This is a genomic window from Variovorax jilinensis (assembly GCF_030316885.1).
Classification (GTDB): Bacteria; Pseudomonadota; Gammaproteobacteria; order Burkholderiales; family Burkholderiaceae_C; genus Variovorax; species Variovorax jilinensis.
Genome location: NZ_JASZYQ010000007.1, coordinates 30689 through 53666 on the forward strand (window position 1 = coordinate 30689; position 22978 = coordinate 53666).

The 22978-nt window shown below is 62.1% G+C and carries 25 protein-coding genes; 12 read left to right on the forward strand and 13 right to left on the reverse strand.

The window, feature by feature from the left end; translation table 11 throughout:
* The first annotated feature begins 91 nt into the window (after nucleotides 1-91).
* From QTH87_RS21640 to QTH87_RS21690, 11 genes are all read left to right on the forward strand, one after another.
* Nucleotides 92-973 (forward strand): MBL fold metallo-hydrolase, encoded by an 882-nt coding sequence (locus QTH87_RS21640; protein WP_286612130.1) that lies wholly within the window; start codon nucleotides 92-94, stop codon nucleotides 971-973.
* Nucleotides 974-1046: 73 nt separating this feature from the next.
* Complete coding sequence (locus QTH87_RS21645; protein ID WP_286612131.1) at nucleotides 1047-1484, forward strand: DsrE family protein; 438 nt, start codon at nucleotides 1047-1049, stop codon at nucleotides 1482-1484.
* Between the two features lie 37 nt (nucleotides 1485-1521).
* Nucleotides 1522-2121: an NAD(P)H:quinone oxidoreductase gene (wrbA, locus tag QTH87_RS21650; RefSeq protein ID WP_286612132.1), complete on the forward strand. Its 600-nt coding sequence runs from the start codon at nucleotides 1522-1524 to the stop codon at nucleotides 2119-2121.
* 18 nt (nucleotides 2122-2139) lie between these two features.
* The gene (locus tag QTH87_RS21655) at nucleotides 2140-3141 is read left to right on the forward strand and encodes a helix-turn-helix domain-containing protein (protein WP_286612133.1); all 1002 of its coding nucleotides are present in this window, start codon (nucleotides 2140-2142) and stop codon (nucleotides 3139-3141) included.
* Between the two features lie 221 nt (nucleotides 3142-3362).
* The gene (locus QTH87_RS21660) at nucleotides 3363-3770 is read left to right on the forward strand and encodes a hypothetical protein (protein ID WP_286612134.1); all 408 of its coding nucleotides are present in this window, start codon (nucleotides 3363-3365) and stop codon (nucleotides 3768-3770) included.
* Between the two features lie 285 nt (nucleotides 3771-4055).
* A complete protein-coding gene (locus tag QTH87_RS21665) occupies nucleotides 4056-4556 on the forward strand; it encodes a hypothetical protein (RefSeq protein WP_286612135.1) in 501 nt (166 codons plus the stop codon).
* Nucleotides 4557-4862: 306 nt separating this feature from the next.
* A complete protein-coding gene (locus tag QTH87_RS21670) occupies nucleotides 4863-6296 on the forward strand; it encodes a cytochrome ubiquinol oxidase subunit I (protein ID WP_444812825.1) in 1434 nt (477 codons plus the stop codon).
* Nucleotides 6286-7293, forward strand: a complete 1008-nt coding sequence (gene cydB / locus QTH87_RS21675; RefSeq protein WP_286612137.1) for a cytochrome d ubiquinol oxidase subunit II — start codon at nucleotides 6286-6288, stop codon at nucleotides 7291-7293. The genes QTH87_RS21670 and cydB overlap by 11 nt, the downstream gene beginning before the upstream one ends.
* A 20-nt stretch (nucleotides 7294-7313) precedes the next feature.
* The gene (locus tag QTH87_RS21680) at nucleotides 7314-7439 is read left to right on the forward strand and encodes a DUF2474 domain-containing protein (RefSeq protein WP_353506163.1); all 126 of its coding nucleotides are present in this window, start codon (nucleotides 7314-7316) and stop codon (nucleotides 7437-7439) included.
* A gap of 247 nt (nucleotides 7440-7686) precedes the next feature.
* Nucleotides 7687-8373: an HD domain-containing protein gene (locus QTH87_RS21685; RefSeq protein ID WP_286612139.1), complete on the forward strand. Its 687-nt coding sequence runs from the start codon at nucleotides 7687-7689 to the stop codon at nucleotides 8371-8373.
* 7 nt (nucleotides 8374-8380) lie between these two features.
* Nucleotides 8381-9217, forward strand: a complete 837-nt coding sequence (locus QTH87_RS21690; protein WP_286612140.1) for an SDR family oxidoreductase — start codon at nucleotides 8381-8383, stop codon at nucleotides 9215-9217.
* Between the two features lie 102 nt (nucleotides 9218-9319).
* Here the strand turns inward: QTH87_RS21690 and QTH87_RS21695 are convergent, their stop codons facing one another.
* The 8 genes from QTH87_RS21695 to QTH87_RS21730 form a co-directional block, all read right to left on the reverse strand.
* The gene (locus tag QTH87_RS21695) at nucleotides 9320-10315 is read right to left on the reverse strand and encodes an AraC-like ligand-binding domain-containing protein (RefSeq protein ID WP_286612141.1); all 996 of its coding nucleotides are present in this window, start codon (nucleotides 10313-10315) and stop codon (nucleotides 9320-9322) included.
* A 140-nt stretch (nucleotides 10316-10455) separates the two neighbouring features.
* Entirely contained in the window at nucleotides 10456-11109 is a 654-nt protein-coding gene (locus QTH87_RS21700) for an SH3-like domain-containing protein (RefSeq protein ID WP_286612142.1), read from the reverse strand.
* Nucleotides 11102-11734 carry a nitrile hydratase subunit alpha gene (locus tag QTH87_RS21705; RefSeq protein ID WP_286612143.1) on the reverse strand — a complete coding sequence of 211 codons (633 nt, stop codon included), beginning with the start codon at nucleotides 11732-11734 and terminating at the stop codon, nucleotides 11102-11104. The genes QTH87_RS21700 and QTH87_RS21705 overlap by 8 nt, the downstream gene beginning before the upstream one ends.
* Nucleotides 11721-12938 (reverse strand): GTP-binding protein, encoded by a 1218-nt coding sequence (locus QTH87_RS21710; RefSeq protein ID WP_286612144.1) that lies wholly within the window; start codon nucleotides 12936-12938, stop codon nucleotides 11721-11723. Before QTH87_RS21710 ends, QTH87_RS21705 begins: the two co-directional genes overlap by 14 nt.
* Before the next feature lie 31 nt (nucleotides 12939-12969).
* Nucleotides 12970-13362, reverse strand: coding sequence for an oxalurate catabolism protein HpxZ (gene hpxZ, locus QTH87_RS21715; RefSeq protein WP_286612145.1), 393 nt, complete (start codon nucleotides 13360-13362; stop codon nucleotides 12970-12972).
* 12 nt (nucleotides 13363-13374) lie between these two features.
* The gene (locus QTH87_RS21720; RefSeq protein WP_286612146.1) at nucleotides 13375-14796 is read right to left on the reverse strand and encodes an AtzE family amidohydrolase; all 1422 of its coding nucleotides are present in this window, start codon (nucleotides 14794-14796) and stop codon (nucleotides 13375-13377) included.
* Complete coding sequence (locus QTH87_RS21725) at nucleotides 14793-14999, reverse strand: AtzG-like protein (protein WP_286612147.1); 207 nt, start codon at nucleotides 14997-14999, stop codon at nucleotides 14793-14795. Before QTH87_RS21725 ends, QTH87_RS21720 begins: the two co-directional genes overlap by 4 nt.
* 186 nt (nucleotides 15000-15185) lie before the next feature.
* Entirely contained in the window at nucleotides 15186-16085 is a 900-nt protein-coding gene (locus QTH87_RS21730) for a LysR family transcriptional regulator (RefSeq protein WP_286612148.1), read from the reverse strand.
* Between the two features lie 166 nt (nucleotides 16086-16251).
* Between QTH87_RS21730 and QTH87_RS21735 the strand changes: the two genes are divergently transcribed.
* Nucleotides 16252-17232: a Bug family tripartite tricarboxylate transporter substrate binding protein gene (locus QTH87_RS21735; RefSeq protein ID WP_286612149.1), complete on the forward strand. Its 981-nt coding sequence runs from the start codon at nucleotides 16252-16254 to the stop codon at nucleotides 17230-17232.
* 686 nt (nucleotides 17233-17918) lie between these two features.
* On the opposite strand, the gene QTH87_RS21740 is transcribed toward QTH87_RS21735, so the two are convergent.
* From QTH87_RS21740 to QTH87_RS21760, 5 genes are all read right to left on the reverse strand, one after another.
* Complete coding sequence (locus QTH87_RS21740; protein ID WP_286612150.1) at nucleotides 17919-18467, reverse strand: 3'-5' exonuclease; 549 nt, start codon at nucleotides 18465-18467, stop codon at nucleotides 17919-17921.
* Nucleotides 18468-18503: 36 nt separating this feature from the next.
* Nucleotides 18504-19394 carry an AAA family ATPase gene (locus tag QTH87_RS21745; protein WP_286612151.1) on the reverse strand — a complete coding sequence of 297 codons (891 nt, stop codon included), beginning with the start codon at nucleotides 19392-19394 and terminating at the stop codon, nucleotides 18504-18506.
* Nucleotides 19391-19888: an HORMA-1 domain-containing protein gene (locus QTH87_RS21750; protein WP_286612152.1), complete on the reverse strand. Its 498-nt coding sequence runs from the start codon at nucleotides 19886-19888 to the stop codon at nucleotides 19391-19393. Before QTH87_RS21750 ends, QTH87_RS21745 begins: the two co-directional genes overlap by 4 nt.
* The gene (locus tag QTH87_RS21755; RefSeq protein ID WP_286612153.1) at nucleotides 19885-20838 is read right to left on the reverse strand and encodes a CBASS oligonucleotide cyclase; all 954 of its coding nucleotides are present in this window, start codon (nucleotides 20836-20838) and stop codon (nucleotides 19885-19887) included. Before QTH87_RS21755 ends, QTH87_RS21750 begins: the two co-directional genes overlap by 4 nt.
* Nucleotides 20839-20899: 61 nt before the next feature.
* The gene (locus QTH87_RS21760; RefSeq protein WP_286612154.1) at nucleotides 20900-22426 is read right to left on the reverse strand and encodes a phosphorylase family protein; all 1527 of its coding nucleotides are present in this window, start codon (nucleotides 22424-22426) and stop codon (nucleotides 20900-20902) included.
* Nucleotides 22427-22978 lie beyond the last annotated feature (552 nt).

Sequence of the window (22978 nt, forward strand, 5' to 3'; positions counted from 1 at the left end):
TTCAAACCCCAGAGAAATCCCAATGACTATTACAGCAAACTACCTCTCGGTCACGCTTCGAACCCTGGCGGCATGCGCCGTAGGCGTCGCGATGTCGATCCCATTTCTCGTGAGCGCGGAAGTCACGAGCCCTGTCCTGGCCATCAACGAAGACGCGGCCACGGCAAAGATCACCGTCCAGGCGCTGCGAGGCAACGTCAGTGTCCTGATGGGCTCCGGCGGGAACATCGGCGTCCTCTCAGAGCCCGAGGGCAAGCTTTTGGTGGATGCCGGCATCGCCGTGTCGAAGCCGCGCCTGAAGGCGGCATTGGATGGCATCAGCCCGCTTCCTCCGAAGTTCCTCATCAACACGCATTGGCACTGGGATCACACCGACGGCAATGAATGGGTTCACGGCGAGGGTGCGACGATCATCGCGCACGAAAACGTGCTCAAGCGCCTGATGGATCGCACCCGCGTGATCGAATGGGGCTACACATTTCCGCCGGTGGCACCAGGTGCGATGCCGACGGTCACATATACGAAGCAGAAGACGATCAAGTTCGCCGACGAAACCGTCGTGCTGACCAATCACGGCAGTGGGCACAGCGATGGCGACACCATTGTCTACTTCAAGAAGGCCGATGTGCTGCAGCTCGGCGACATTTTCTGGAACGGCCACTACCCCTTCATCGACTACGGCGCCGGCGGCAGCATCGACGGGATGATCCGACTGGCGAACGTGGGCCTCAAGCAGGGAACCGAGAACACCATCATCATCCCCGGCCACGGACCGGTGGGCGATCGCACGCAGCTGCGTGAGTATCGGGACATGCTCGTGGCCATCCGCAGGAACATCTCGACCTTGAAGAAGCAAGGCAAGTCGCTGGCCGAGATCGTGGCGCAGAAGCCGACCGCGAAGTTCGATGCGAAGTACGGGGACTACGTCATCGATCCTGCCTTCTTCATTCTGCTGGTCTACACGGGCGTCTGAACCGGCTGCCGAGCCGTCCGCCAATGACGCGGGTCGACACATCAAATCCAACACCAAAGAAGGCAGCATTGCCATGACTCATCCAGAAAGATCTCTTCATATCGATATCCCCGTCAAGCTGGCCACGGTGAAGAACGTCTTCAGCGTAGGCGCCCTGGCCTTCGAGGGCGATCTCCCGGCATCGATGTTCCATCTCCGACTCCTCAAGAACGACATTGACGACTGGGACGCGCAGGCGCAAGTCATCGCTGTCTTCCACACGAATGCCGGCCACGTGACGCTGAACGACGACGCCTACGACATCGATCGGAACATCGCGACAGGCAATCCCTACAAGGAACTGATCCGGGATCTGCAGCAGCGTGGCGTGTCGATGGAGCTTTGCGGCGCGACCGCCAAGGCGCATCGATGGATCAACGACGACCTTCTGCCCGGGATCCGGGTCAACACCGATGCCATGGCAAGGACGACGCAGCTGGTCCAGGACGGCTTCGTCAAGATCTCGGAATGAGCGTCGCCTTCCATTGCATTCTTCACACGGAGTTCCCATGACAAGAGTTCTGATCCTTTACTACTCGGCCTACGGTCACATCGAGACGATGGCAAATGCCGTTGCCGAGGGAGCGCGCGCGGCAGGGGCGAGCGTCGACATCAAGCGCGTTCCCGAAATCGTGTCGGACGAGGTCGCCAAGGCGGCGCACTACAAGCTGAACCAAACTGCGCCGATCGCACAGGTGTCGGACCTCGAACACTATGACGCGATCATCATCGGGACCGGGACGCGATTCGGTCGGATGACCTCGCAAATGGCGGCGTTCCTCGATCAAGCCGGAGGGTTGTGGGCACGCGGCGCGCTGCATGGAAAGGTCGGCGCCGCATTCACCTCGACCGCGACCCAGCACGGCGGCCAGGAGATGACGATCTTCTCGATCATTACGAACATGCTGCACTTCGGCATGGTCATCGTCGGGCTCGACTACGGTTTCGCGGGCCAGATGGGGCTCGAACTGGCCCATGGCGGGTCCCCGTATGGCGCTACCACGATTGCGGGTGGCGATGGCTCGCGCCAGCCGACGACCGTCGATCTGGAAGGCGCGAGGTACCAGGGCAGGCGCGTGGCCGAGACGGCGGCGAAGCTCTACCGCTAGTCGGTTCGATTGCTCCAGATGACTGATCGAGAAGCGGAACGGACGCTGGGCCCGACGATTTCTGAATCGGGGGTGCGCAAGTGGTCCACCGACGACGTTCCCCAGTCGCAGCGGCTGGACTACTGGGTCGGCGCGATCTGCGAAGGCTTCGAGGAACTGGAAGCCAGCAGCTCCATGGTGACCGCCTTCGGTGCGTCGCTTGAATCGGCGCATTGTGGCCAGGTTCTCGTCAACCAGGTCGTGGGCAGCGCGCAGGACGTCTTCCGGACCCGAACAGCCATCTCGCGGAGCGCCGACAGTTGCTTTTATCTCCTGTGCAAGCTCGATGCCCCCTGGGCTGCAGGGCAGAAGCATGGCGTGTCACGGCTGCTGCCAGGCGACTGCATGCTCTTCGACTCCAAGCAGCCCTACGAGCTGCACTTCGCCGGCTCGGCGGATGTCATCACGCTGAAGCTTCCGGTGGACTGGGTCGAGGCCTGGCTCGCCGATCCTGAGGGACAGTGCGGACTTCGGATCGATGCGACGAACGGCTGGGGTCAGCCACTCAGCAACTTCGTTCGACAGCTCACACCCGAGATGGCGGCGGCGCCACCCCTTCCATCCGCCCTGATGACCGACCAACTCGGCTCACTGCTGTCGCTCGGCACCCACGACCTCGTACCAGATCAGGGGCTGCAGGACCGGGGGGTCAGTGCATTCATCCGAAAGGCCGTCGAATGCGTTCAGCGGCGACACGGAGAGTTTGGCCTGACGGCTCAGGCGATTGCCCAAGAGCTGCACGTCTCTGAGCGTACCTTACACCGGTATTTCGCGCGGAGCGGGGCCACGTTTCAGCAGCACCTCATGAAGAAACGCATGGGCGTTGCCGAAGCCATGCTGCGCGACCCGCGCTTCGACCGTATCAGCGTTTCGGAGATCGGACGCCGCGTCGGGCTTGCTGACACGTCCCACTTCATCCGTCAGTGCCGTACCGGCCTGGGCGTGACACCCGCGACCATTCGACAGTCGCGCTCAGCCTAGTCACTCGCGACCTCCAGGTTTTCTGCCTCTCGCAGTCCCAGCGTCGCTGGCCGGATTCACCTTTCAGGTTGGCACAACGCGGCCACTCGCGCACGTCCGTGGTGCCTACATTCGATTGACGGTCACTTGATTCCATCAAAGCCCTTGCTCGCATCTCCTGCTCGATCAAGTGACTTTCTTGCATCGTCAGTTTCACATTCAGCATCACTTACAGAGTTCACATGAAGCCATTCAATCGCCCCTTTTCCCTCCTGGCCCCGCTGATCCTTGCCTCTGCCGCATTCGCGCAACCTGTACCTGTGGACGTGGCCACAGCCAAGGCGCAGCGATTGGCGCAGGGCATCGAAGCGGCCCGCACATTCGCTCCTGGAGAGGGCAACCCCAAACCCGCCGCCCGCGCGAGAGTCGACAAGGCCGATCGCGTTGCAGCCAGTGCCGCGCGCAGACCCGGTGGCATCGAGGCCGCTCGAAGCTTCAAGCCCGGCGAGGGTGACCCAAAGCCTGTAGCAAGCGTCAAGCTTTCGCGCGCAGAACGCACGACGGCCCAGAGGACGAACCGTGATCAGGTCGCACGGTTGAACAAGGCGGGTCAGCTTCCTACCTACGGTGACAACTACGGCGGGAAATGATGCTGCAGAGCGTTCTCGATGCCAACGGGTTGGCACGCGACGCTGGTGGACAAGTCGGTGTAGCAACCCGGTCTTCTAAGTAAGCGTTTCTGGAGCCTCAATGTCATTTCAAGAATCAGCGAACTGCATCGTTCATCCCGGGCCATTCGCACCTCGTAGCTCGGGCTGCTCGCTGTACTGCGCTCGCACCTCCTTCTCGAGACCGTCGATGCGCCACCGCCAAGGCGGCGAGCTGCAGCGTTCCTGTGAAGTCAGCAATGGTTCGACTGACGTGTGTAGGGCGCGATGCTGAAGCCCCACACCCAAGAGAGCTCAGCGTTGCCTTTCGGCCAGACGTCGAGGCTCTTTCAGCCGGCACCCCGGTTCAAAAGACATGTCTCGCTGGATGCGAGAGACAGCGCATTTGTCTCGATGCTTCCAGCGTTTCGAGAATCCGGTGGCCTCGCCACGGGAGAGGAGATCGGCGCCCGATTCGCGCGACGTCAGCACGACGGGATATCGAACCTGGCGCGGCGAGTCGCTGCAGATCAGCTGATCAGCTTTCACTGGCATGCGAATCTCTGGCTCCCGATGTTCCAGTTTGATCACGAGACGATGGAAATGACTAGGGGAGCGCATCTAGTCTTTGGTGAACTCTCCCGCTTCATGGATGGTTGGGAGATGACGCATTGGTTTGCGACGCCGCATGCATCACTCTGTGGATCCATGCCGGTCGCGATGCTGGACTTGGATCAAGGGGCCACGCTGAACGCCGCAAGGCTCGACCGATTCATTGCGTTGGGATGACGAAACCCTCTTTCGCCAGGAGGCGGGACGATTGCGGCGCACTGGCCTCGAAGCGCTTCACGCATTTCGGGCCAATAGGAGCAGGTAGCCTGCTGCAGAACTTTGCATGCTCGCTTTCGCACAGATGCACCCTGTTCTAGGCGACCCAGCCAACAGATACGAAGCCGATGCCGGCGAACTGATACGCAAAACTCTCCGCGATCTGAATCTGTTCGCGGCGTCCCCGAAGCGCGATAGTCGCTGCATGACGTCGCCATCGATGCAGGCCCCTGCGGCCTGGCAGTTCCTTCCAGGCGGAGCGTGCTGATGGACGCCCTCCTTCTCGCACGCATCCAGTTCGGGTTCACGATCTCCTTCCACATCGTCTTCCCGGCACTCACGATCGGTTTGGCGAGTTATCTCGCCGTGCTCGAAGGACTGTGGCTCAAGACCCGTCGCCCCGTGTACATGGACCTCTATCATTTCTGGTCCAAGGTGTTCGCAGTGGCGTTCGGGATGGGTGTGGTGTCTGGGCTGGTGATGGCCTATCAGTTCGGAACCAACTGGAGTAACTTCTCGCGCTTCGCCGGCGGAGTGACCGGCCCCTTGCTGGCCTACGAGGTGCTGACGGCCTTCTTTCTCGAGGCGGGCTTCCTGGGGGTGATGCTGTTCGGCATGAAGCGCGTCGGGCCGGGCCTGCACTTCATGTCGACGGTAGCCGTCGCGGTCGGGACGCTGATCTCGGCCACATGGATACTTGCATCCAACAGCTGGATGCAGACGCCACAGGGCCACGAGATCATCGATGGCCGCGTCGTGCCGGTCGACTGGCTGCGCGTCATCTGGAATCCGTCGTTTCCTTATCGCCTCGCCCACATGGTGGTATCGGCGTTCCTGGCCACTGCACTGATGGTGAGCGCCAGCGCGGCCTGGCACCTGCTGCGCGGCCGCAACACCGAGCCCGTCCGCGTCATGTTCTCGATGGCGCTCTGGATGATCCTCATCGCCGCGCCGGTGCAGGCACTGATAGGCGACCAGCACGGGCTCAACACGCTCAAGCATCAGCCGGCCAAGATCGCGGCCATCGAAGGCCACTGGGAGAACAGGCCCGGTGAGGGCGTGCCGCTCATCCTCTTCGGCTGGCCGGACATGGCTGCGGAAGTCACGCGATTCGCCGTCGAGATCCCGCGCGCCGGCAGCTTGCTGCTCACGCACTCGTGGGATGGAGACATCCCGGCGCTGAAGAACTTTCCGGCGGCGGACCGGCCCAACGCGACGGTGGTGTTCTGGACTTTTCGCGTGATGGTCGGTCTCGGCGTTCTGATGATCGTGCTGGGGCTGTGGGCGGCATGGCTGCGCTGGCGGCAGCGCCTCCTCGATTCCACCGCCTTCCTGCGCTTCGCTGCGGTGATGGGCCCCTCGGGGCTGGTGGCGATCCTGGCGGGCTGGTACACCACCGAGATCGGGCGTCAGCCCTGGATCATCTATGGCCTGATGCGCACCGCGGACGCCGTCTCGCCGCGTCACACCGCGGGGCAGATGGCAGTCACCATGGCGATCTTCGTCGTGGCCTATCTCTTCGTTTTCGGAGCGGGCACCCTCTACGGCTTGCGCCTGATTGCAGACGGTCCGGCCGTCGACGAGGGTGAGCATCCGCTTGATGGAGGGCCGGGGCAGCCGCGCCAGCCGATGCGCCCGCTTTCGGCTGCTGGCGCCACCGCCTCGATCGACCTGTCCCGCGAGGTGCGCCATGGGCATTGACCTGCCATTGCTGTGGGCCGTGATCATCCTGTTCGGCATCATGATGTACGTCGTGATGGACGGGTTCGACCTCGGCATCGGAATCCTGTATCCGTTCTTCGACGCCAAGGACGATCGCGACGTGATGATGAACACGGTTGCGCCGGTGTGGGACGGCAACGAGACCTGGCTGGTACTTGGCGGCGCCGGCCTGATGGCCGCGTTCCCCTTGGCCTACGCCGTGATCCTGAGCGCCTTCTACCTGCCCCTGATCCTGATGCTGGTCGGCCTGATCTTTCGCGGCGTCGCCTTCGAGTTCCGCTTCAAGGCGGCACCAGGCAAGCGCCGGCTCTGGGACAAGGCCTTCGTGGGCGGATCGGTGACCGCCACGTTCTTCCAGGGCGTGACGCTCGGCGCCTACATCGACGGCATCCGGATCGCCGACGGCAACTACGCCGGCGCGGCGTTCGACTGGCTGACGCCTTTTTCGCTGTTCACCGGCGTCGGCCTCATCGCGGTGTATGCGCTTCTAGGCGCCACCTGGCTGATCATGAAGACCGACGGCGAACTGCACGAGCGCATGCGTGCGCTCGCCCGCCGATTGGCCTGGGTGCTGCTGGCCGTGATCGGGGTGATCAGCATCTGGACACCTCTCGCCCACGAGGCCATAGCGGCGCGCTGGTTCAGCTTGCCCAACCTGCTGCTGTTCGCGCCGGTGCCGATGCTCGTGTTGCTGGCCAGCCATCGTCTGCTACGGGATCTTGAAAGCGACCGTCAAGCCTCGCCGTTCGTCCTCACACTGGCGCTGGTTTTCCTCGGCTACAGCGGTCTCGGCATCAGCCTGTGGCCTTCCATCATTCCGCCGGACGTCTCGATCTGGGAGGCGGCCGGGCCGCCTCAGAGCCTCGGCTTCGCCCTCGTCGGCGCACTGTCGATCATCCCTGTGATCCTGATGTACACCGCCTTCTCGTATTGGGTGTTCCGCGGCAAGGTTCGAGTCGGCGAGGACTTCCACTGATGCAGGGCGATCGCATGCCGATGGTTCGCGTGTGGGGCCGCCGGTTGGCCTGGCTCGCTGCCTTCTGGATGGCCGGAGTGGCCGCCACCGGGGCGCTGGCATGGGTGCTCAAACTGTTGATGCGGGCAGTGGGCCTTGCGGGGTGACACGCGGCGGGTGGCAGCGGGCTCCTTGAGTCGCGTTGCCTGCAGGTGCTCGTTCGTCCGTCGCCAAGTATCTGGACACGACTCGAGGTCGACGACCTGCTGCCGCGATGGCGGTATCCACCACTAATGTTGGCGTGATCTGACCATCCGTCGGGCGAAGGGACTTCTAGACTCGATGTCGGAGATCAGGCTGTCGGCGTCCATGGTGATGCCGCAGCGCTCCGCTCGACATCACCTAGGAGCCACCATGTCCACCTTGATCGCGGGGATCCGCGTCCCCGACAGTCTACTAGCACGCGAAGCGACCGAGCTGGTCCGCGACACCGAGACCGAATTGTTGTTTCACCATTCCAAGCGCGTGTTCTTCTTCGCTGCATTGGCTGGCGAACGACACCGGATGACCTTCGACGCGGAGATGCTCTACATCGGTGCCATGTTTCACGACATGGGCCTGATGCCGGCGTACAGCACTGCGACCGAGCGTTTTGAAGTCGATGGTGCCAACGCGGCGTCTGATTTCCTGAAGCGGCATCAGATTGCTGAAGCGCACATTGACCAAGTGTGGGATGCCATCGCTTTGCACACGACCCCCGGTATCCCCAAGCACAAGAAGCCCATAGTGGCTCTGGTGACTGCCGGTGTCGAAATGGACGTACTGGGCATAGCCTACGATGAGTTCACGGCAGAGCAGCGCGCCCAGATCGTAGCTGCACATCCCCGCGGTGTCGGATTCAAGGAAGGAATTATCGACGCGTTCTTCAAGGGAACGATGCTCAAGCCGGACACCACCTTCGGCAACGTCAAGGCCGACGTGCTGGCGCTGAAGGACCCGACATACAAGCGGCTCAACTTCTGCGGCTTGATCCTCAACTCGTCATGGAATGACGGATGTGGCCATCCAACCTGCGGCGCGCACACCAATGCAAGCGAATGAATCCAACATGAAGACGGTGTTGATCACGGGTGCTTCGTCGGGCTTCGGCGAAGCCGTAGCGCTCCGTTTTGCGAAGGTTGGATGGAACGTGGTCGCCACCATGCGCGATCCTAGCGCGGCGGGTCCAGAACTCGGATCTTGGCCGAACCTGCTCGCCACACGCCTGGACGTTCAAGATCGCCAGACCATCGCGTCAGCTATCGAGGAGGGCATCCAGCGCTTCGGCGGCATAGACGTCGTGGTCAACAACGCCGGCTATGGGCTGTTTGGGATCTTCGAGGGTGTTAGTCGCGAGGCAATCCACGCGCAGTTCGACGTCAACGTATTCGGTGCAATGGATGTCGTGCGCGCGATCCTTCCTCACTTCCGCTCCAAGGGGTCAGGGATGATCGTCAACGTCAGCTCGGGCGCGGGCGCGATCGGCTTTCCGATGGCCTCCATCTACAGCGCATCGAAGTTTGCACTGGAAGGGTGGTCCGAGGGACTGTCTTATGAACTCGACTCGATCGGGATCAAGGTCAAGATCGTCGAACCTGGAGGCGCAACGAGAACCAACTTCATGCAGCGCACAGGCGCAGAGAGCGGCAGACAGCAGCCTATCGAAGACTACGCGCCGTTTCTGCGGAGTATCGGGACGTTGTATGAGGGAATGGGAAGCAGCGCCGATCCTGACGCAGTCGAAAAAGTTGCGGCCGCCATCTTCACGGCTGCGACCGACGGCAGCAATCAGCTTCGATATTCCCCGACTGACGACATTCAGCCGATACTGAACGCTCGCCGATCAAGCTCGGAACAGGCGTACCGCTCCCTCACCCTGGGCATCTTCACCCCTAAGGCAGCGTAAAGAGGGGGGCCGTCCGGCACCGTGGCCCTCACGCTCCTCGCAGCGCTTTGCTCTCCCAGGGATACCGGCAAGCGGCTGCGGTCGTTGAGGATGTCAACGTCCCTATCGCGCGCTTCTCAGTGCTGCTGGTGTCATGCCTAGCGTTGCGCGGCACTGCCGAATGAAATGCGAGGTGTCCGCGAGCCCGATTCGCCGCCCTACTTCCGACACCGTGATGCGGTCGAACCGGGGATCTCGCAGCATGCGTTCGGCAACCGTCATGCGATGCCTGATCAGGTGCTGCAGGAACGTGGCGCCACTGCGTGCGAAGTAGCGATGCAAGGTGCGTTCCGAGATGAAGAGATCCTTGGCGATCGCCTGAGCCGTTAACCCGTGCTCGGCATAGCGTTGGTGCAGGCGCTCCGTTGCCTTGCGGATGAACGCATCCATGGTTCGTGAGCTCTCATTTGCATGGCCGGCGAAGTCGTTGGTTCCTAGTGCCAGCAAGGAGCCGAGTTGGTCGGTCAGGAGCTTGGTCGGCAAAGGCGGCCTTGTGGCCACCTGAGGCGTCAATTGCTGAACGAAGCTGCTCAACGGCTGACCCCATCCGCCTGCCGCGTCGATTCGCAAGCCACATTGCGCCTGCGGATCCGTCAGCCAGGACTCGATCCAATCAACGGGCAGCCGCAGCGTGATGAGGTTCGCTGCGCTTTCGAAGTGCATCTCGTAGGGCTGCTTGGAGTCGAACAGCATGCAGTCGCCAGGCATCAGTCGTGAAACGCCATTGTTCTGCGCAGCTGCCCATGGGGCATCGAGCGTGCAGCGAAGGTAGAAGCGGCTTTCGTCGCTTCGCGAAATCGCCGCTTTCGTCCGGTGGACATCTTGGGGCGTACTTTCAACTGTGTTCACCATGATCTGGCCGCAACCGGCCGACTCGAGCGTCGCGTGGAAATCCGTGCCCGCCGCGCTGGTCACCTCGTGCTCGTCCAGGCCTTGGCAAATTGCATGGAGCCAGTAGTCGAGCCTTTCTGGCGGCGGCACGTCGGCAGTTGTCCACTGGCGGACGCCCAGGGGAGAGGCCGACGCATGTGACGAATCCCGGTCTTCCTCTGTCGCCATTCTTGGTTCCTGTTCAACGGGCCGAGTTGCGCGTCCTGCTTGCGCTTGCGCACCTCATGCGAATTCAGAAGGCTTCGCAGGCGCTCAAGGCACGCAGGCGAAGAAGATCGTGGTCAACTAGCACATACGTGAACGACGGCTTAGACCCTTCTTTGCGTCTGCAACTCGGCCAACTCGAGATAGCTTTCCGATAGATCGACGACCACGGCCCCGTCGTCCAGCGCATCGCTCCAAAGCGATCGGCGATCGAATTCCACACGGTAGGTGAACTCCGAGGTGGCATCCATCCGATGTCCCGCCTCGCCTGGAAATGCGAGAGCGTGACGTCCGCAATGCAGGATCGTGCCGATGTGTCCTCGGACATACGCCGGAGCGCGCACATGGCCATCCGGCAATGGCGAACGAACACGCACGCTGTCGCCCGGCTGGAGGCGGACGGTCTGGGTCGGCGCCGGACCTGAATGCCCCGGCCCCATCGCCTTGACCGCGGGGATCGTGACGTGGTCTTCCAGGTGCGCCTTGATCTCGTCCTCGGTGACGATGCCTGCCTCGATGTGCGCGCGGGTGACCCCGCTCAGCATCCTGTCGAAGTAGGCGTTGTGGAGATAGAACTCGTTCGGTAGCCGTTCAACGGCATGGCGGTAGGCGTCGGTGCGATACCAGCCCTTTTTGACCCCCAGCCGCAGCACCGCCATCAAGGTCCATTCCCACCGTTCGTCGTATTCGAAGTCCCCTTCAATACCGGGAATGGCTCCGAAGCCAGAGGCTCCGCCTAGGTCGTGGACATCAGGCATGCTGGACCTCCGATAGCGACGTGGCGCGCCGCTCATCGCGGACCACCGAATGAACATCTGGCTGCGCCACACCGATCAAGCACTTCTTGGTAACGATCGATGCCAGTTCACGTTCACTCCAAGCCTCTGTGCCCGAGGGACGCTGCGGGATCACCATGTAGCCAGTTTCGGCCGTGATGTCCCAGACCTTGATCTCGACATCCCGATCTAGTTCGAGGCCAAACTCCCGCAGGACGGCCCGGGGCTCGCGCACCAAGCGAGCGCGATAGGCCAGGCTCTTGTACCAGACGGGCGGCTGGCCGATGAGGGATTTGATCGTGCACGAGCACAGAGTGCAGACCAGCACGTTGTGGACCTTGTGCGTGTTCTCCAGTGCGACCGCATCCCAGTCGCCGAACGGGACCGGCTGAACGACCTCGTTCGCTGCCGCCAGCGTATTGCTCAGGAGGCGCTCCCGAAAGTCGGGATCGCACCACGCCCTCGCAACCACGGCCGCACCGTTGTCGGGAGTCCATGATTCGAATCCCTGCTCCGTGGCATCTACCTCTGCCTGGGCATGCAGCCCCTTGGCGAGCAATGCATCGCGCAACGCCAGCGTTCTTTCCTTTTCGTTATTGAAGTACACGGAGTTCTCCTTTCAGTGGTTCAGTCGTGTCGTACCCAGCCCAGGTGTCTGCGCCCTGAGCGATCTCGTCGTCTTCGAGCCGGCAGGCGCCGAGCGCAGTGGTGATCGCCTGCCTGTCGATGCCCTGGCCGATGAACACCAGCTCCTGGCGGCAGTCGCCGACGTCCTCCGACCATCGGCTTCGAATGAATGCACGCTGGTCTGGGTCGCTGGGCCACGCAGGCTCATCAACGAACTGCCACCAGCGTCCAGACCACTCGCAGCACATGGGTGAGCCGCCGGCCTTCGAGAGAACGCCGATCTCGGTCACCCGGTGTGCAAGCCACAGATAGCCCTTGGCGCGCAGCAGGCGGGGGTCACTGCCATAGGTCTCGAGGAACGAGGCAAACCTTGCTGGATGAAAGGGGATGCGGGAGCTGTACACGAACGAGGAGACGCCATATGCATCCTGCTCGGTGTGAGGCTCGCCGCGCATCCTGGCAAGCCAGCCTGCCGCCGAGGCCGCCTGCTGGATGTCGAAACGGTGCGTGTTCATCAGATCGGCCGGCGCCACGGCCCCTTCGCTGGCGACCAGAATCCGTGCCTGGCTGTTCAGACCACGCAGGACGGCCTGCAGTTCGTGCACCTGCTCCGCGGAGATCAGGTCGGCCTTGCTGATGACGATGACGTCGGCGAATTCGACCTGGTTCACGAGCAGCGCGTGCAGATCGGTCTCGCCCGCGTGCCCGGACGTCAGACGCGCCACGAAATCCACCCCGTCGACCACGGTCGCCATGGTGTCCAGGCGGGCGACATCCGACAGGACGTGGCCCGCCTCATCCATGAAGGTGAATGTCTCGGCGATGGGCAGCGGTTCGCCGATCCCCGTGGATTCGACCAGCAGGTAGTCGAAGCGTCCGTCAGCAGCCAGATGCGCCACCTCTTGCAGCAGGTCCTCGCGCAGCGAGCAACAGATGCACCCGTTCGTCATCTCGACCAGCGAATAGTCGGCCCGGGTGAGTACGCCCGCATCCTGAACACGGTGCGCGTCCACATTGATCTCGCTCATGTCGTTCACGATGACCGCGATACGCATGCCGTGAGGCGAGGCGAGCAGATGGTTGAGAAGGGTTGTCTTGCCCGCGCCGAGGAAGCCGCTCAGTACCGTGACCGGCAAGCGGTCGTCTGCCGCAGTAGCAGCGCCTTGGCGGATTGAATCGATCAAGCCAGGTTCGTACGGCATGCGGTTCCTGCGCTCAGCTCGCGGCCGGTTGGGGTATCAGGCTCACATGGGCCGCGACGATCTTCCAGCCCGTTTCGAATCGGACCCAGGTCTGCTGCTGGCGTCCAATGAATCCGGCATGGGCTTCGCGTTCGAAGAGGGTGCTGGCGGTGGCGCTGGCGTGCCCGAACGTGGTGATGATCGTGTGGCTCAGGGAGCGGCTCAGGCCCACAGGTGACCTCTTGCTGCGGTAGGCACGAATTTCATGGATGCCGTGCAGGTTCTCGGCCACGCCATAGCGAACGACCTTGGAGTCGGTCCAGAAGAAGGCGTCGAGCCCTTGCAGGTCGTTCGCGAGCAGGGCGGTCTCGTAGCGATGGAACACCGCCTGGACTTCGGCGACAACGCCGGGATCGTTGATGATCATCTTCAGTCCTCGTCAAAAGGCAGGCTTGCGACAGCCGACGATGCCTTGTCGCTCCAGCGCTCGCGCCACCCGTAGCGCGAGGTCTTCTCGCCACGGAGGTGCAACGACCTGGACGCCGATGGGAAGTAGGGCGTCGTCGTCCCATACCGGAACCGTCACCACGGGCAAGCCGATGAAAGAGATCGGCTGGGTGTAGAGGCCCAGGTTTGGCCGGATGAGCAGGGTCTCGCCATCGAGGACCATGGTCTTTTGACCGATCAAGGGCGCGCGGCAGGGCGTGGCCGGTGCGAGCAGCACGTCCACGGACTTGAACAGTTCAAGGACCTGGTCGCGAAAGTGCCGGCGAAAGCGTTGGGCGGCAGTCACCCAGGCCGCGGGCGTTGCCAGTCCGCCGATGAGGCGGTTGCGAACTGCGGGATCGAAGTCTGCAGGGCGCTCCTTGAGGCGTCGGGCATGCAGCGCTGCGCCTTCGGCCGAGGTGATGACGATCGCCGACGCCCGCGCGATCTCCACCTGCGGCAGGTCGACCACCTGGCTCACGCCAAGCGTCGCGGCGAGCCGGTCGACGGATTCGAATGCCTCCGCTTGGCCGCCGCGTCGGAAGAATCCACCGGCGATGGCAATTCGCAGAACGCCGCTGCCTTTGCCTATTTCGGCGAGGGTGAGATCGGGCCCCCGCGGATTCTGGACCGGGTCATCGCGATCGTGACCCTGCATCACGTCATAGATGCAGGCGAGATCTGCCACTGAACGCCCGAAAGGGCCCAGGTGATCGAATGACGAGACGAAAGGGAAGCTGCCCGAGCGCGACAGACGACCGTAGGTGGGCTTCAAGCCGAATATTCCGCACAGCGAGGACGGCACGCGAATGGATCCGTTGGTGTCCGAGCCGAGGGCGATGGGAACCAGGCCGGCGGCCACGGCCGCAGCCGATCCGCCGGACGACCCACCGGACATGTGGTCGAGCGCATGGGGATTCCTCGACGCACCGTCATGGCAGTTCTCGCCGGTGAAGTCCGATGCGTACTCGCCCATGTTCAGTCCGCCCACGAGGATCGCGCCTTGCGCTTGCAACCGCGCGACGAGAAAAGCGTCATGCTGCGCCGGCGGGCAGTCCCGATTTATCCTTGAGCCCGCGCGCGTGGGAATACCCTGGATGTCGAACAGGTTTTTTGCGGCGAAAGGCACGCCCGCCAAGGACCCCAACTTCGCGCCACCGGCACGCTGGCGATCCAACGTGTCCGCTGCCGCCAATGCCCGCTCGGCAGTGACGTCGGTGAAAGCATTCACCGCCGGATTGACGGCATCGATGCGGTGCAGTGTCTGTTCGATGACCGATCGTGCGGTGATTTCTCCGGAAGAGACTGAGCGGGCGATGGCCTGGGCGGAAGCAAACGCCAAATGTCCGGCTTCCAACTGGACAGGCGCCGTCATGGGCGGAACACCGCAGCGGGTTCAGCGTCGTCACCCAGGTCGATCGCCAGCACGAGCCGGGCCGCCTGCGCAACGATGTTCAGGAAGAAGCACGCCTCGCTGCGCCAAGCTTCTTCCACCTGCAGGCCGAACAGATCGATCGAGGCCGACAAGAGGGTGTCGAGCGGGTCGCCCGACGGGGACGTGGGGATTCTCTCGGCCATTCGCATCCTTTGGACATGGGCATTTGCGTCGGCAACTTCGTCCGAACTGCAGATGCTCGGGTTCGCCGGTGCCTTGGAAGGTCGGATTCTGCGCAACGACCCCGTCGCGGCAAAGCGAGCTTTGCCAAACACAGCCTTTGTAGATGACGAAAGCACCGCGCCCAGGCCGGGCGACGGGAACTGCCGCTAGATGGCGGGGGCCTGCGGCCTGCAGAGCGTCGCGATCAAGTGACCCAGCTGCCGATTCGCAGACACGGCGCCGCGTCGCACACACACGCGGTGGTGACGCTCGGCCCAAGGTTCCGCCAGGGCGATCACGGCCAGGCGTTCGCGCTCCGAGGCATCGAGTGCCGACTCCGGAACGATGCCGATGCCAGCGCCGGAGGCCACCAGACGCGCCACGGCGGCATAGCCCGCGACCTGCACGCGAACATCCAGGCGTCCACCGAGTGCGGCGGCCTGATTCATCAGGTAGGTGTGCAGCGCGGATCCGTTCTGCAGGCAGATCCACGTTTCTTGGAAACACTCGGCAAAACGCACTGACTTGCGACGACTGAGGCGACCGCCCAATGGCGCGACGATCACGAAGCGGTCCTCGCGGTAGGGCAGGAACTCGAGGTCGGGGTGATCGGACTCGATGGCCACCACGCCGATGTCGGCGCGTCCTTGTGCGACCGCTGCAATGATGTCGGGCCCGAGCCGTTCCTCTAGGGTGATGCGAACGGACGGATGCGCCGCGAAGAAGCGCGCCAGATCGGCCGGAAGGTGCGAGTTGACGGCGTTGTTGTTGGCAAAGAAGGTCAGGTGCGTTCCCAGCCCGAGGGCATAGGGCGAGAGGTCCGAATGCATTTGCTCGAGCCGCGCCAGGCATTGGCGAACATGCTCCAGCATGACGGTGCCTGCCGCGGTGAGCGCGACGCCGCGCGCCTGACGCACGAAAAGGGTGACATGCAGCGCTTCTTCGAGCCCTTTGAGACGCAGGCTGGCCGACGAGGGGGCGAGGTGGCAGCGTGCCGCACCACGCGAAAGGCTACCTTCCTCGGCCGTGGCGAGGAATATCCGCAGGTCTGTGAGGTCGTAGTGCATCGGTCAGGCCCAGGATGAAGTTCCGTCGAATTTGCAGAGGAAGGCGCCGAGACGGTGGGCCCATTCTTGCAAGGTTTTGTATTCTGCAAAAGCTGCCCTTGCAAATGCCCGCTTGTCGCTCGGGTCCGTGCTACAGAAACTGCACGCTTCACCCAGGAGTCCTTCCATGTCCTTGCCCCCATTTGTCCGCGCTTTCGTCGCCGCCACGTTGGCGATCACTGGTGCAGCCGCGGCGGCGCAGCCGGCCTATCCAGAGCGCGCCGTGACGCTGGTCTCGCCTTTTCCGGCTGGCGGCGCCACCGATCTGGTGGCGAGGGTCATTGCGCAAAGGCTTGCCGTGGCCATGGACCAGCCTTTCGTCGTTGACAACCGTGCGGGCGCCACGGGACTGATTGGTGAGGCGTACGTGATGCGCGCTCGCGCCGACGGCTACACCGTGCTGATCGCCAGCAACAGCAGCCATGTGATCGCGCCCCTGCTGCAGGCGAAGAAGCCATTCGACCCGGTGTCGGATTTCGAGCCGATCACCATGTTGGGGAGCTATCCGCTGGCATTGAAGGTGAACCCCGCCGTCTCCGCGAAAGATGTCAAGGAGTTGGTGGCGCTAGCCAAGAAGTCGCCGGGCAAGCTCAACTTCGGCAGCATCGGGACGGGAAGCGTCACGCATCTCGCCGGCGAACAGTTCAAGCTCAAGAGCGGCATCGACATGACACATGTTCCCTACAAGGGAACCGCGGCGCTGGCCACCGCGCTCATCGCCGGCGAGATCGATCTGCAGTTCGACAGCGTCGGGTCCACCAAGCCACTGGTGGATGCGGGTCGGGCCCGCGCGCTCGCTGTGACTGGCAGCAAGCGATCGGCCCTGCTCCCCCAGGTACCCACGCTCGCCGAAGCGGGCGTACCCGGCGTGGACGCCATCGTGTGGGTGGGGGCCTTCGCGCCGAAGGGCACGCCTCCCGCCATCGTTGCGCGACTGCAGCAAGAGATGGTCAAGGCACTCAACGAAGACGCCGGCGTTCGGCGCGTCTTCTCGGACAACGGCATGGACATCGTGGGCAATGACAGCCGGGCCTTCGGCCAATCGCTGCAAAGCGAGCAGAAAAGCTGGGCCGACATGATTAGTGCGGCCGGGATCGAGAAGCAGTAGCGGCAGCACGACGTCCTCGGAATTGCTCATGACCGCAGGCGATACCTCTAGGTCAATCGACAACAGGACCTTCTTGTTCGCACGGATCTTGTCGAGGGCGTCTGCAGGTGCGACGTGGACCGGTTAAGCGGACACCCACGCATGAAACCGGACGAACGAATACTTCTCCATGAGCGGACCCCCAAATAGCTGGGCGTGCTGGTGACTAGCAGGGAGAAGTTCAAGCGATTCGAATGGGTTGGAACGCACGCGCGAAGGTCCACTTTTCGCCGGCAAAGCTAGTTCTCGATCGGGTCTGAAAGCGGACATTGCACGTCGGCGCCTGCAGACGTTCGTCGATTATTGCGAGTCACTGGGAAATTATGTTCATTTCATTCGCGGCGCGCCCCCGCCAAAGGCTGCTCGGAAAAAGCGCGGAGTGAGGAGGGCAGGGGAAGGCGTCAAGCCCGCCAGGGGGAAGGAGGGCTTTTTTAAACCGCTCTTGCCCCGGCAAAGCCCGCTTGGCATGAGGTGAAAAAGGGCGCCGCGGGGTGGCGCGGGGCGGCGACAAACTGTCGCGGCATTGGCGGGGTCGGCATCGGATGTGTGGTCTTCCGGCCTTGTCATATCACCTTGAATCGATCTCGGGCCCGAATCACCGAAAGACTAGCGCTCAGCGTGTCTTAATTTTGCTCAAGGCAGATCACTCAAGGGTTGATTAGACCGCGAGCGAGGCGAAACAGCTCTGCTTGGTAGAGCGCGTCATGGAGGGCGTCGTGATCACCCTGCAGGGTGGGATTCAGCCTGCGAGCCATGGCGCTGGATCTCGTGTCCTGCCAAGTGCTCCCTGTGGCGCCCATATACACAGCTTTGATGTCAACCGCTGTGAAGCCGAACGGGTTTGTGCCTAGGAAGCGATGGAAGTAGTAGTTGACGAACGACCAATCAAACGGGGCGTTGAGGCCCACGAAGACCGGGAGCTCCCACTGCGTGCACTGCGAACCAACCCACGTGGCGAAGTCCTGCATCGCAACATCAGGGGGTAGCCCATCCTTGGCGAGCGACTCCAGCGAAAGGCCGGTAACCTCCAAAGCTTCCGGTACGAACTTGTTGCTGATCGGCTTGATCGAGCAGGAGAACGTCCTGCTCGGCTGGTCCACACAACAGGCGCCCAACGTGAGCATGCTGTATTCGCCAGGGATGGGGCCAGCAGTCTCGACGTCGACGGAGATGAAGATTTCCTGCTTAGCGGTCATGGGCTCTCCCGTTCTAATATTGGCTGCTGAACGCGGTCAATCGGCAAGAGCCGGCGACGGTGAGGTCACCTGCAGCGCCTGCTCGAAGTGGGTGAACGTAAGGCCAGTTTCAGGGAAGGCGAGCGCAACGGCCGCCGGGTAAAGGCGCGTCCGAATGTCGGAGTAGGTCCAGGAGGGTTTCCCGGCCACTGCGCCCGTCGAGGACACCAGCGATGCGATCTGCGATGGCGTCAGGCCCAAGTCCGCGAGATCCATACCGAAGAGGTCCTTGCGCTGCCCGGCATCGGGCCGGCGAAAATGCTCGACTACCGCAGCTCGGCGCTGGATGGCGGGATCAAGAACAGACATCCGATTCGTGCACAGGATCGTGAAGATGCGGCCCTTGTTGGCCCGCAGCTCATCGATGGCCTGGATGAGCGTGTTCACCGCCACCTTGTCTTCGTGGTGGCTATGCTCTTGCGTCCGCGATGCCGCCAGGGAATCACCCTCGTCGATAATCAAGATCGCGCGGCGATCCTTGCCAATGGACTTTTTGATCTCTGCGAAAGCCTCAGATATCAACGTTCCCATTTCGCCGACGTTGCCGGTACCGCGCACACGATTACTCAGCTTGAAGAGCACCGAGTCTTCGACCTTCGCGTCCTTGGCGATGCGATTGCCGATTGCTTCGGCCATGGCCGACTTTCCGGTGCCGACGTCACCATAGAAAATTGCGAACGGGTATTGGTCGCGAAGCGCCTCCACCAGCGCAAGGCGCTTGCCGTGATGCTTTTTGCTCCAGGTCTCCACCTGATCCAGATTGATGAGCAACTGCAGTTGCTTGCTCACTCGGAGATACAGGCTCTCGAAGCCAAGCAACCCATTCGTGCGTGCGGTGATACCTGGGTCGGGAAGAGGGGTCTTGCTCTCGAATACAGAGATGCTCACGTGAAATCCTTTCGTGTCACACCGAATGCGTTGCTACTGTAGTCGCGTCCACCGGATTCCTTGAGGGATGCGTGTGCGGTGCTTGCATCCGTTGGAACCCAACCGATCTTGAGGTTGGGCAGAGTCTTCTCCTTGACTGCAGCTGTGTAGTCGTTGGTGTAGCTGAGGATGATCCGCAAGAAAGGCCGGCTCACCTCCGGCCAAAGGACACCGCCAGGCTTGGACGGGGTGAGATCGTTGCTCCCGACTTGGACCACGTACTGGACAGCCTTAACTTCCGCACCGGCGCTCAGAAGCGTGACATCGACCATCTTGAGGTATCCCCTCTGTGCGAGGTACTCAACGTCATGGCCGTACTTGGCCGCCTCAGCCTCGGTCATGCTCTTTGAGCTCTCCGCGATCATCCTCAAGTCCGATGTGAAACGCCGAACAACCTTGGCAACATCCTCATGCGTGAAGGTGAAGGTCTTGGTACTGCTGCTGGTGCCGCTCATTCGTCATCCTCCACCTTGAAGCGTGGGCCAAATACTTCTTTCCAAAGTTCCACATCGTCCTCCTCTGATGCAAACACTGCGTCTTCCCACGACTGGGTGGCAGCCTGCTTGATCTCTACACGTTCGTTCTCCGTAATCCTTGACGCCGCGTTGTTGCGATTGTTCACTGGGTCCACGATGACGACAGGGTCGGTGAACTGCACGGCTGAGCTGCTGCGGTTCTCGATGAAGTCGATGCGATCCTTCAAGCCGGACTGCGCGATGTAGAGCAGAAAGTCCCTGAAGCGTTTCTCGATGCTGCCGCCAGGGCCGTTCTTCTCCAGCAGATGCGCCATGATCAGTTCGATGTGAAACGACTTCAGGCCGGCCGGCTTGTGATGGTTCTTCCACCGCTTGCCCATCCGGACCAACGTTCTGAAGTGCGTATCGTTGTTCTTCCGATCGGCGACAAACTTGATCGAGCAGGGCGCGCAGGTTTCGCTCTTGGAACCATCCTGGATGTCAAACTGCCAGCCGTAATCCGGGCGCGCGAGATCCTGGATGAGAGGGACGATGTCGACGGCCAAGCCTGACCCGACGAAGGTGACGGTCGCAGCGCGTCGTTGGATCTCAAAGTCCTCAACCTTCTTGTTCGGATAGATCTTTATCAGCAACTCGTAGATGGTGTCGCTCAGCTGCTTGAACGTCTCATGGTCCGCATTCTTGCCGGTGATGTAAAACACCACATCAACGTCGACCGCGTCGTCGTTGGTCTTGCGCAGAATGGTGTACTTCGCGAACGAGCCCGCCTTGACCACCTTGGTGACCTTCAGCTCCTCGCGGTTCTCGACCTGCTTTCGCAGCTCCTTGATCAGGCGATCAACCTGCTCGTGGTACTCAGTACGCTTCTTCTGCTGCAGACGCAGCACATTGCTGTCGTACCATAGCAGTTGTGTATTCGTCAAAGGCAAATCGGTCCTCCTAGTGGGGCTCTACGGCGCGCGTGACTGGGTTGAAAAGTTGTGACGACTCCTAAGAGCCCATGCCAAAGACGACCAGATCAGCAGCGACAATGGCTGCGGCCCTAGACGCCAGATCGTGAAACGTGTTGTCCTTCTTCGTGTCCCCGAAGTCGCTGATGCCGCGAATAATGAGCGAGGGGACGCTGTGCTGCGTGCACGCCGTGAAGATGCCCGCGGCCTCCATCTCAGCCACCTCCACCTTGCCGTGTAGATCGCGCAGCTGCCGGAACTTCTCGGGATCCCGCAAGAGCTTCTCGCCACTGCCGATGGTTGCCGCCTGCGGCATCGAGCGCTTAGAAACTGCTCCAGCTCCAGAGGCTTCCGGGAACACCAGTCCTTGGGCCGCACGCGCGCTATCAATGCGTGCGGTGGCGGACCTCGCCGAGGCGAGGTAGTTCGCGATGTCCTGCTGCACGGAAAAATCCGGGCGATAGATCTCGGGCCGCGATTCGGTCCTGCCGCCTTCTAACAGCGCCGCCCCTTCATACGCGACCACTCGGTCCGCGATGACAACGTCGCCAAGCGCGGTCTTGTCGCGCATGCCGGCGGCGATGCCTATCATGATCACGAGTTTTGGTTTGAACTCCATCAAAAGCGCGGCGGTGATGGCCGCGGCATCAACATTGCCAGCGGTGCCGAACGTGGCGATCGTGCAGGTAGCAAGCGTGCCCCTGTTGGTCTGGATTTGCGCGCGCCAGTGGTTCTGCCCGATATCGGTCTTCGCAGCTGGGGCCTCTTCATCGATCCCAAAGGCCATACGGGCTGCGTTGAGTTCAATAGGCAATGCCGTCAGCACCAATACGTCCGTAGGCGCTGCATGCGCCTCGGCTGCAAGCTCGTTCTCCAGGATCGCGACGACATGCGCCGCGATTTCCGGGATCGGCACGGCGGGCTCTTCAAGGGACAGTGCGGGCGTCTTGGAGACGGCCTCTGCGCCAGTGTGGCTCAGGTAGGACAAGGGCGCCGACATGAACTTCCTGTGCACAACCAGCGCGCCTTCACCGTCCTCGCTGTTGGCCCCGATCTTCAAATCCATCGGATAGACCGGCAGGCCCAGCTTCATCATCTTGTAGGCCCGATCGGAGACCCCCTTGCCCCCACCGAGCGCTAGCATCGCCGACGCGTGAGAGGCTTGCGCATCCCCGACGTTCCCCCCTGTGACAACCTCATCGGGGATGACATCGACCTTGGCAAGTCCACGCAGCGAAAGCCGCGCGATTAGTGCGCGCTGTTCGGGGTTCATGCTTGCTTGGCGATGCCGCTCAGCCAGGACGATGACGACGCGGGGCGATGTCGCCTGAGCAGGATGGCAAGCATCGATCTCACGCAGGATCGTCCAGTCAAAGATCAGCGGTTGCATTGCCGCATTGACCGGCTCAGAGGCGGTGTAGACAACGAATCCATCTCCAGCCTCCAGCACCTTCTTAGTGACTTCGCGTACGAACTCGTGTGCTCGATCGACGGACGTTGCTTCCGCGGACGCCGACGCGCTTCCCGCGAGTAGGAAATACCTAGGCTTGGAATTCGACTGATTCATTCTGCGTCGGAGGACCGCATGCCGTACAGCCGTCGGATGCGTAGCGAACAGCGCAAGGCACCCACGCGCAGCCAGGAACTGCTGGCTGACGTCCATAGCGCCTGGCTGACGTCCTCCGCTTGCCGCCGCCGGTGTCTCCGCTCCGTAGAGTTTGATTTTTAGAGGGCGTAACCAGATGTTGTTAATTGTAGCAGGGCCGACTCTCATTCAGGCACTCTGCGACCGAGTATGAAGGCTGGTTCGACGCGCTCAGAAGCCCAGTCAACAAGCTCATCTCCAAGCAGGCGTTTTTCATGAGTGCACGTCGTACCTCAGAGGACGATTTGCGTTCGTGTTGCCATCGTCTCCCGGCCAGAGCGCACCCCGAGCAACCCGAGGTCCGAGGCCCTTCGTGGGACGGTCGCCGTACGTAGGCGAAGCTGATGTGGCGACCCCCCGTGCAAGCGCACTGCGACGAGTCTGGCATGCAGTTGCAGTGCACGGCCTTTTGGCGGCGTTGCCACCGCAAAGCCGCACTTGGTGAGATGCCACGAGCAGTTTCAAGCGGTACTC

Coding starts and splice junctions, on each gene's coding strand:
- QTH87_RS21640 (WP_286612130.1), top strand. CDS start 92: ATGTCGATCCCATTTCTCGTGAGCGCGGAAGTCACGAGCCCTGTCCTG.
- QTH87_RS21645 (WP_286612131.1), top strand. CDS start 1,047: ATGACTCATCCAGAAAGATCTCTTCATATCGATATCCCCGTCAAGCTG.
- wrbA (WP_286612132.1), top strand. CDS start 1,522: ATGACAAGAGTTCTGATCCTTTACTACTCGGCCTACGGTCACATCGAG.
- QTH87_RS21655 (WP_286612133.1), top strand. CDS start 2,140: ATGACTGATCGAGAAGCGGAACGGACGCTGGGCCCGACGATTTCTGAA.
- QTH87_RS21660 (WP_286612134.1), top strand. CDS start 3,363: ATGAAGCCATTCAATCGCCCCTTTTCCCTCCTGGCCCCGCTGATCCTT.
- QTH87_RS21665 (WP_286612135.1), top strand. CDS start 4,056: ATGCTGAAGCCCCACACCCAAGAGAGCTCAGCGTTGCCTTTCGGCCAG.
- QTH87_RS21670 (WP_444812825.1), top strand. CDS start 4,863: ATGGACGCCCTCCTTCTCGCACGCATCCAGTTCGGGTTCACGATCTCC.
- cydB (WP_286612137.1), top strand. CDS start 6,286: ATGGGCATTGACCTGCCATTGCTGTGGGCCGTGATCATCCTGTTCGGC.
- QTH87_RS21680 (WP_353506163.1), top strand. CDS start 7,314: ATGGTTCGCGTGTGGGGCCGCCGGTTGGCCTGGCTCGCTGCCTTCTGG.
- QTH87_RS21685 (WP_286612139.1), top strand. CDS start 7,687: ATGTCCACCTTGATCGCGGGGATCCGCGTCCCCGACAGTCTACTAGCA.
- QTH87_RS21690 (WP_286612140.1), top strand. CDS start 8,381: ATGAAGACGGTGTTGATCACGGGTGCTTCGTCGGGCTTCGGCGAAGCC.
- QTH87_RS21695 (WP_286612141.1), bottom strand. CDS start 10,315: ATGGCGACAGAGGAAGACCGGGATTCGTCACATGCGTCGGCCTCTCCC.
- QTH87_RS21700 (WP_286612142.1), bottom strand. CDS start 11,109: ATGCCTGATGTCCACGACCTAGGCGGAGCCTCTGGCTTCGGAGCCATT.
- hpxZ (WP_286612145.1), bottom strand. CDS start 13,362: ATGATCATCAACGATCCCGGCGTTGTCGCCGAAGTCCAGGCGGTGTTC.
- QTH87_RS21720 (WP_286612146.1), bottom strand. CDS start 14,796: ATGACGGCGCCTGTCCAGTTGGAAGCCGGACATTTGGCGTTTGCTTCC.
- QTH87_RS21725 (WP_286612147.1), bottom strand. CDS start 14,999: ATGGCCGAGAGAATCCCCACGTCCCCGTCGGGCGACCCGCTCGACACC.
- QTH87_RS21730 (WP_286612148.1), bottom strand. CDS start 16,085: ATGCACTACGACCTCACAGACCTGCGGATATTCCTCGCCACGGCCGAG.
- QTH87_RS21735 (WP_286612149.1), top strand. CDS start 16,252: ATGTCCTTGCCCCCATTTGTCCGCGCTTTCGTCGCCGCCACGTTGGCG.
- QTH87_RS21740 (WP_286612150.1), bottom strand. CDS start 18,467: ATGACCGCTAAGCAGGAAATCTTCATCTCCGTCGACGTCGAGACTGCT.
- QTH87_RS21750 (WP_286612152.1), bottom strand. CDS start 19,888: ATGAGCGGCACCAGCAGCAGTACCAAGACCTTCACCTTCACGCATGAG.
- QTH87_RS21760 (WP_286612154.1), bottom strand. CDS start 22,426: ATGAATCAGTCGAATTCCAAGCCTAGGTATTTCCTACTCGCGGGAAGC.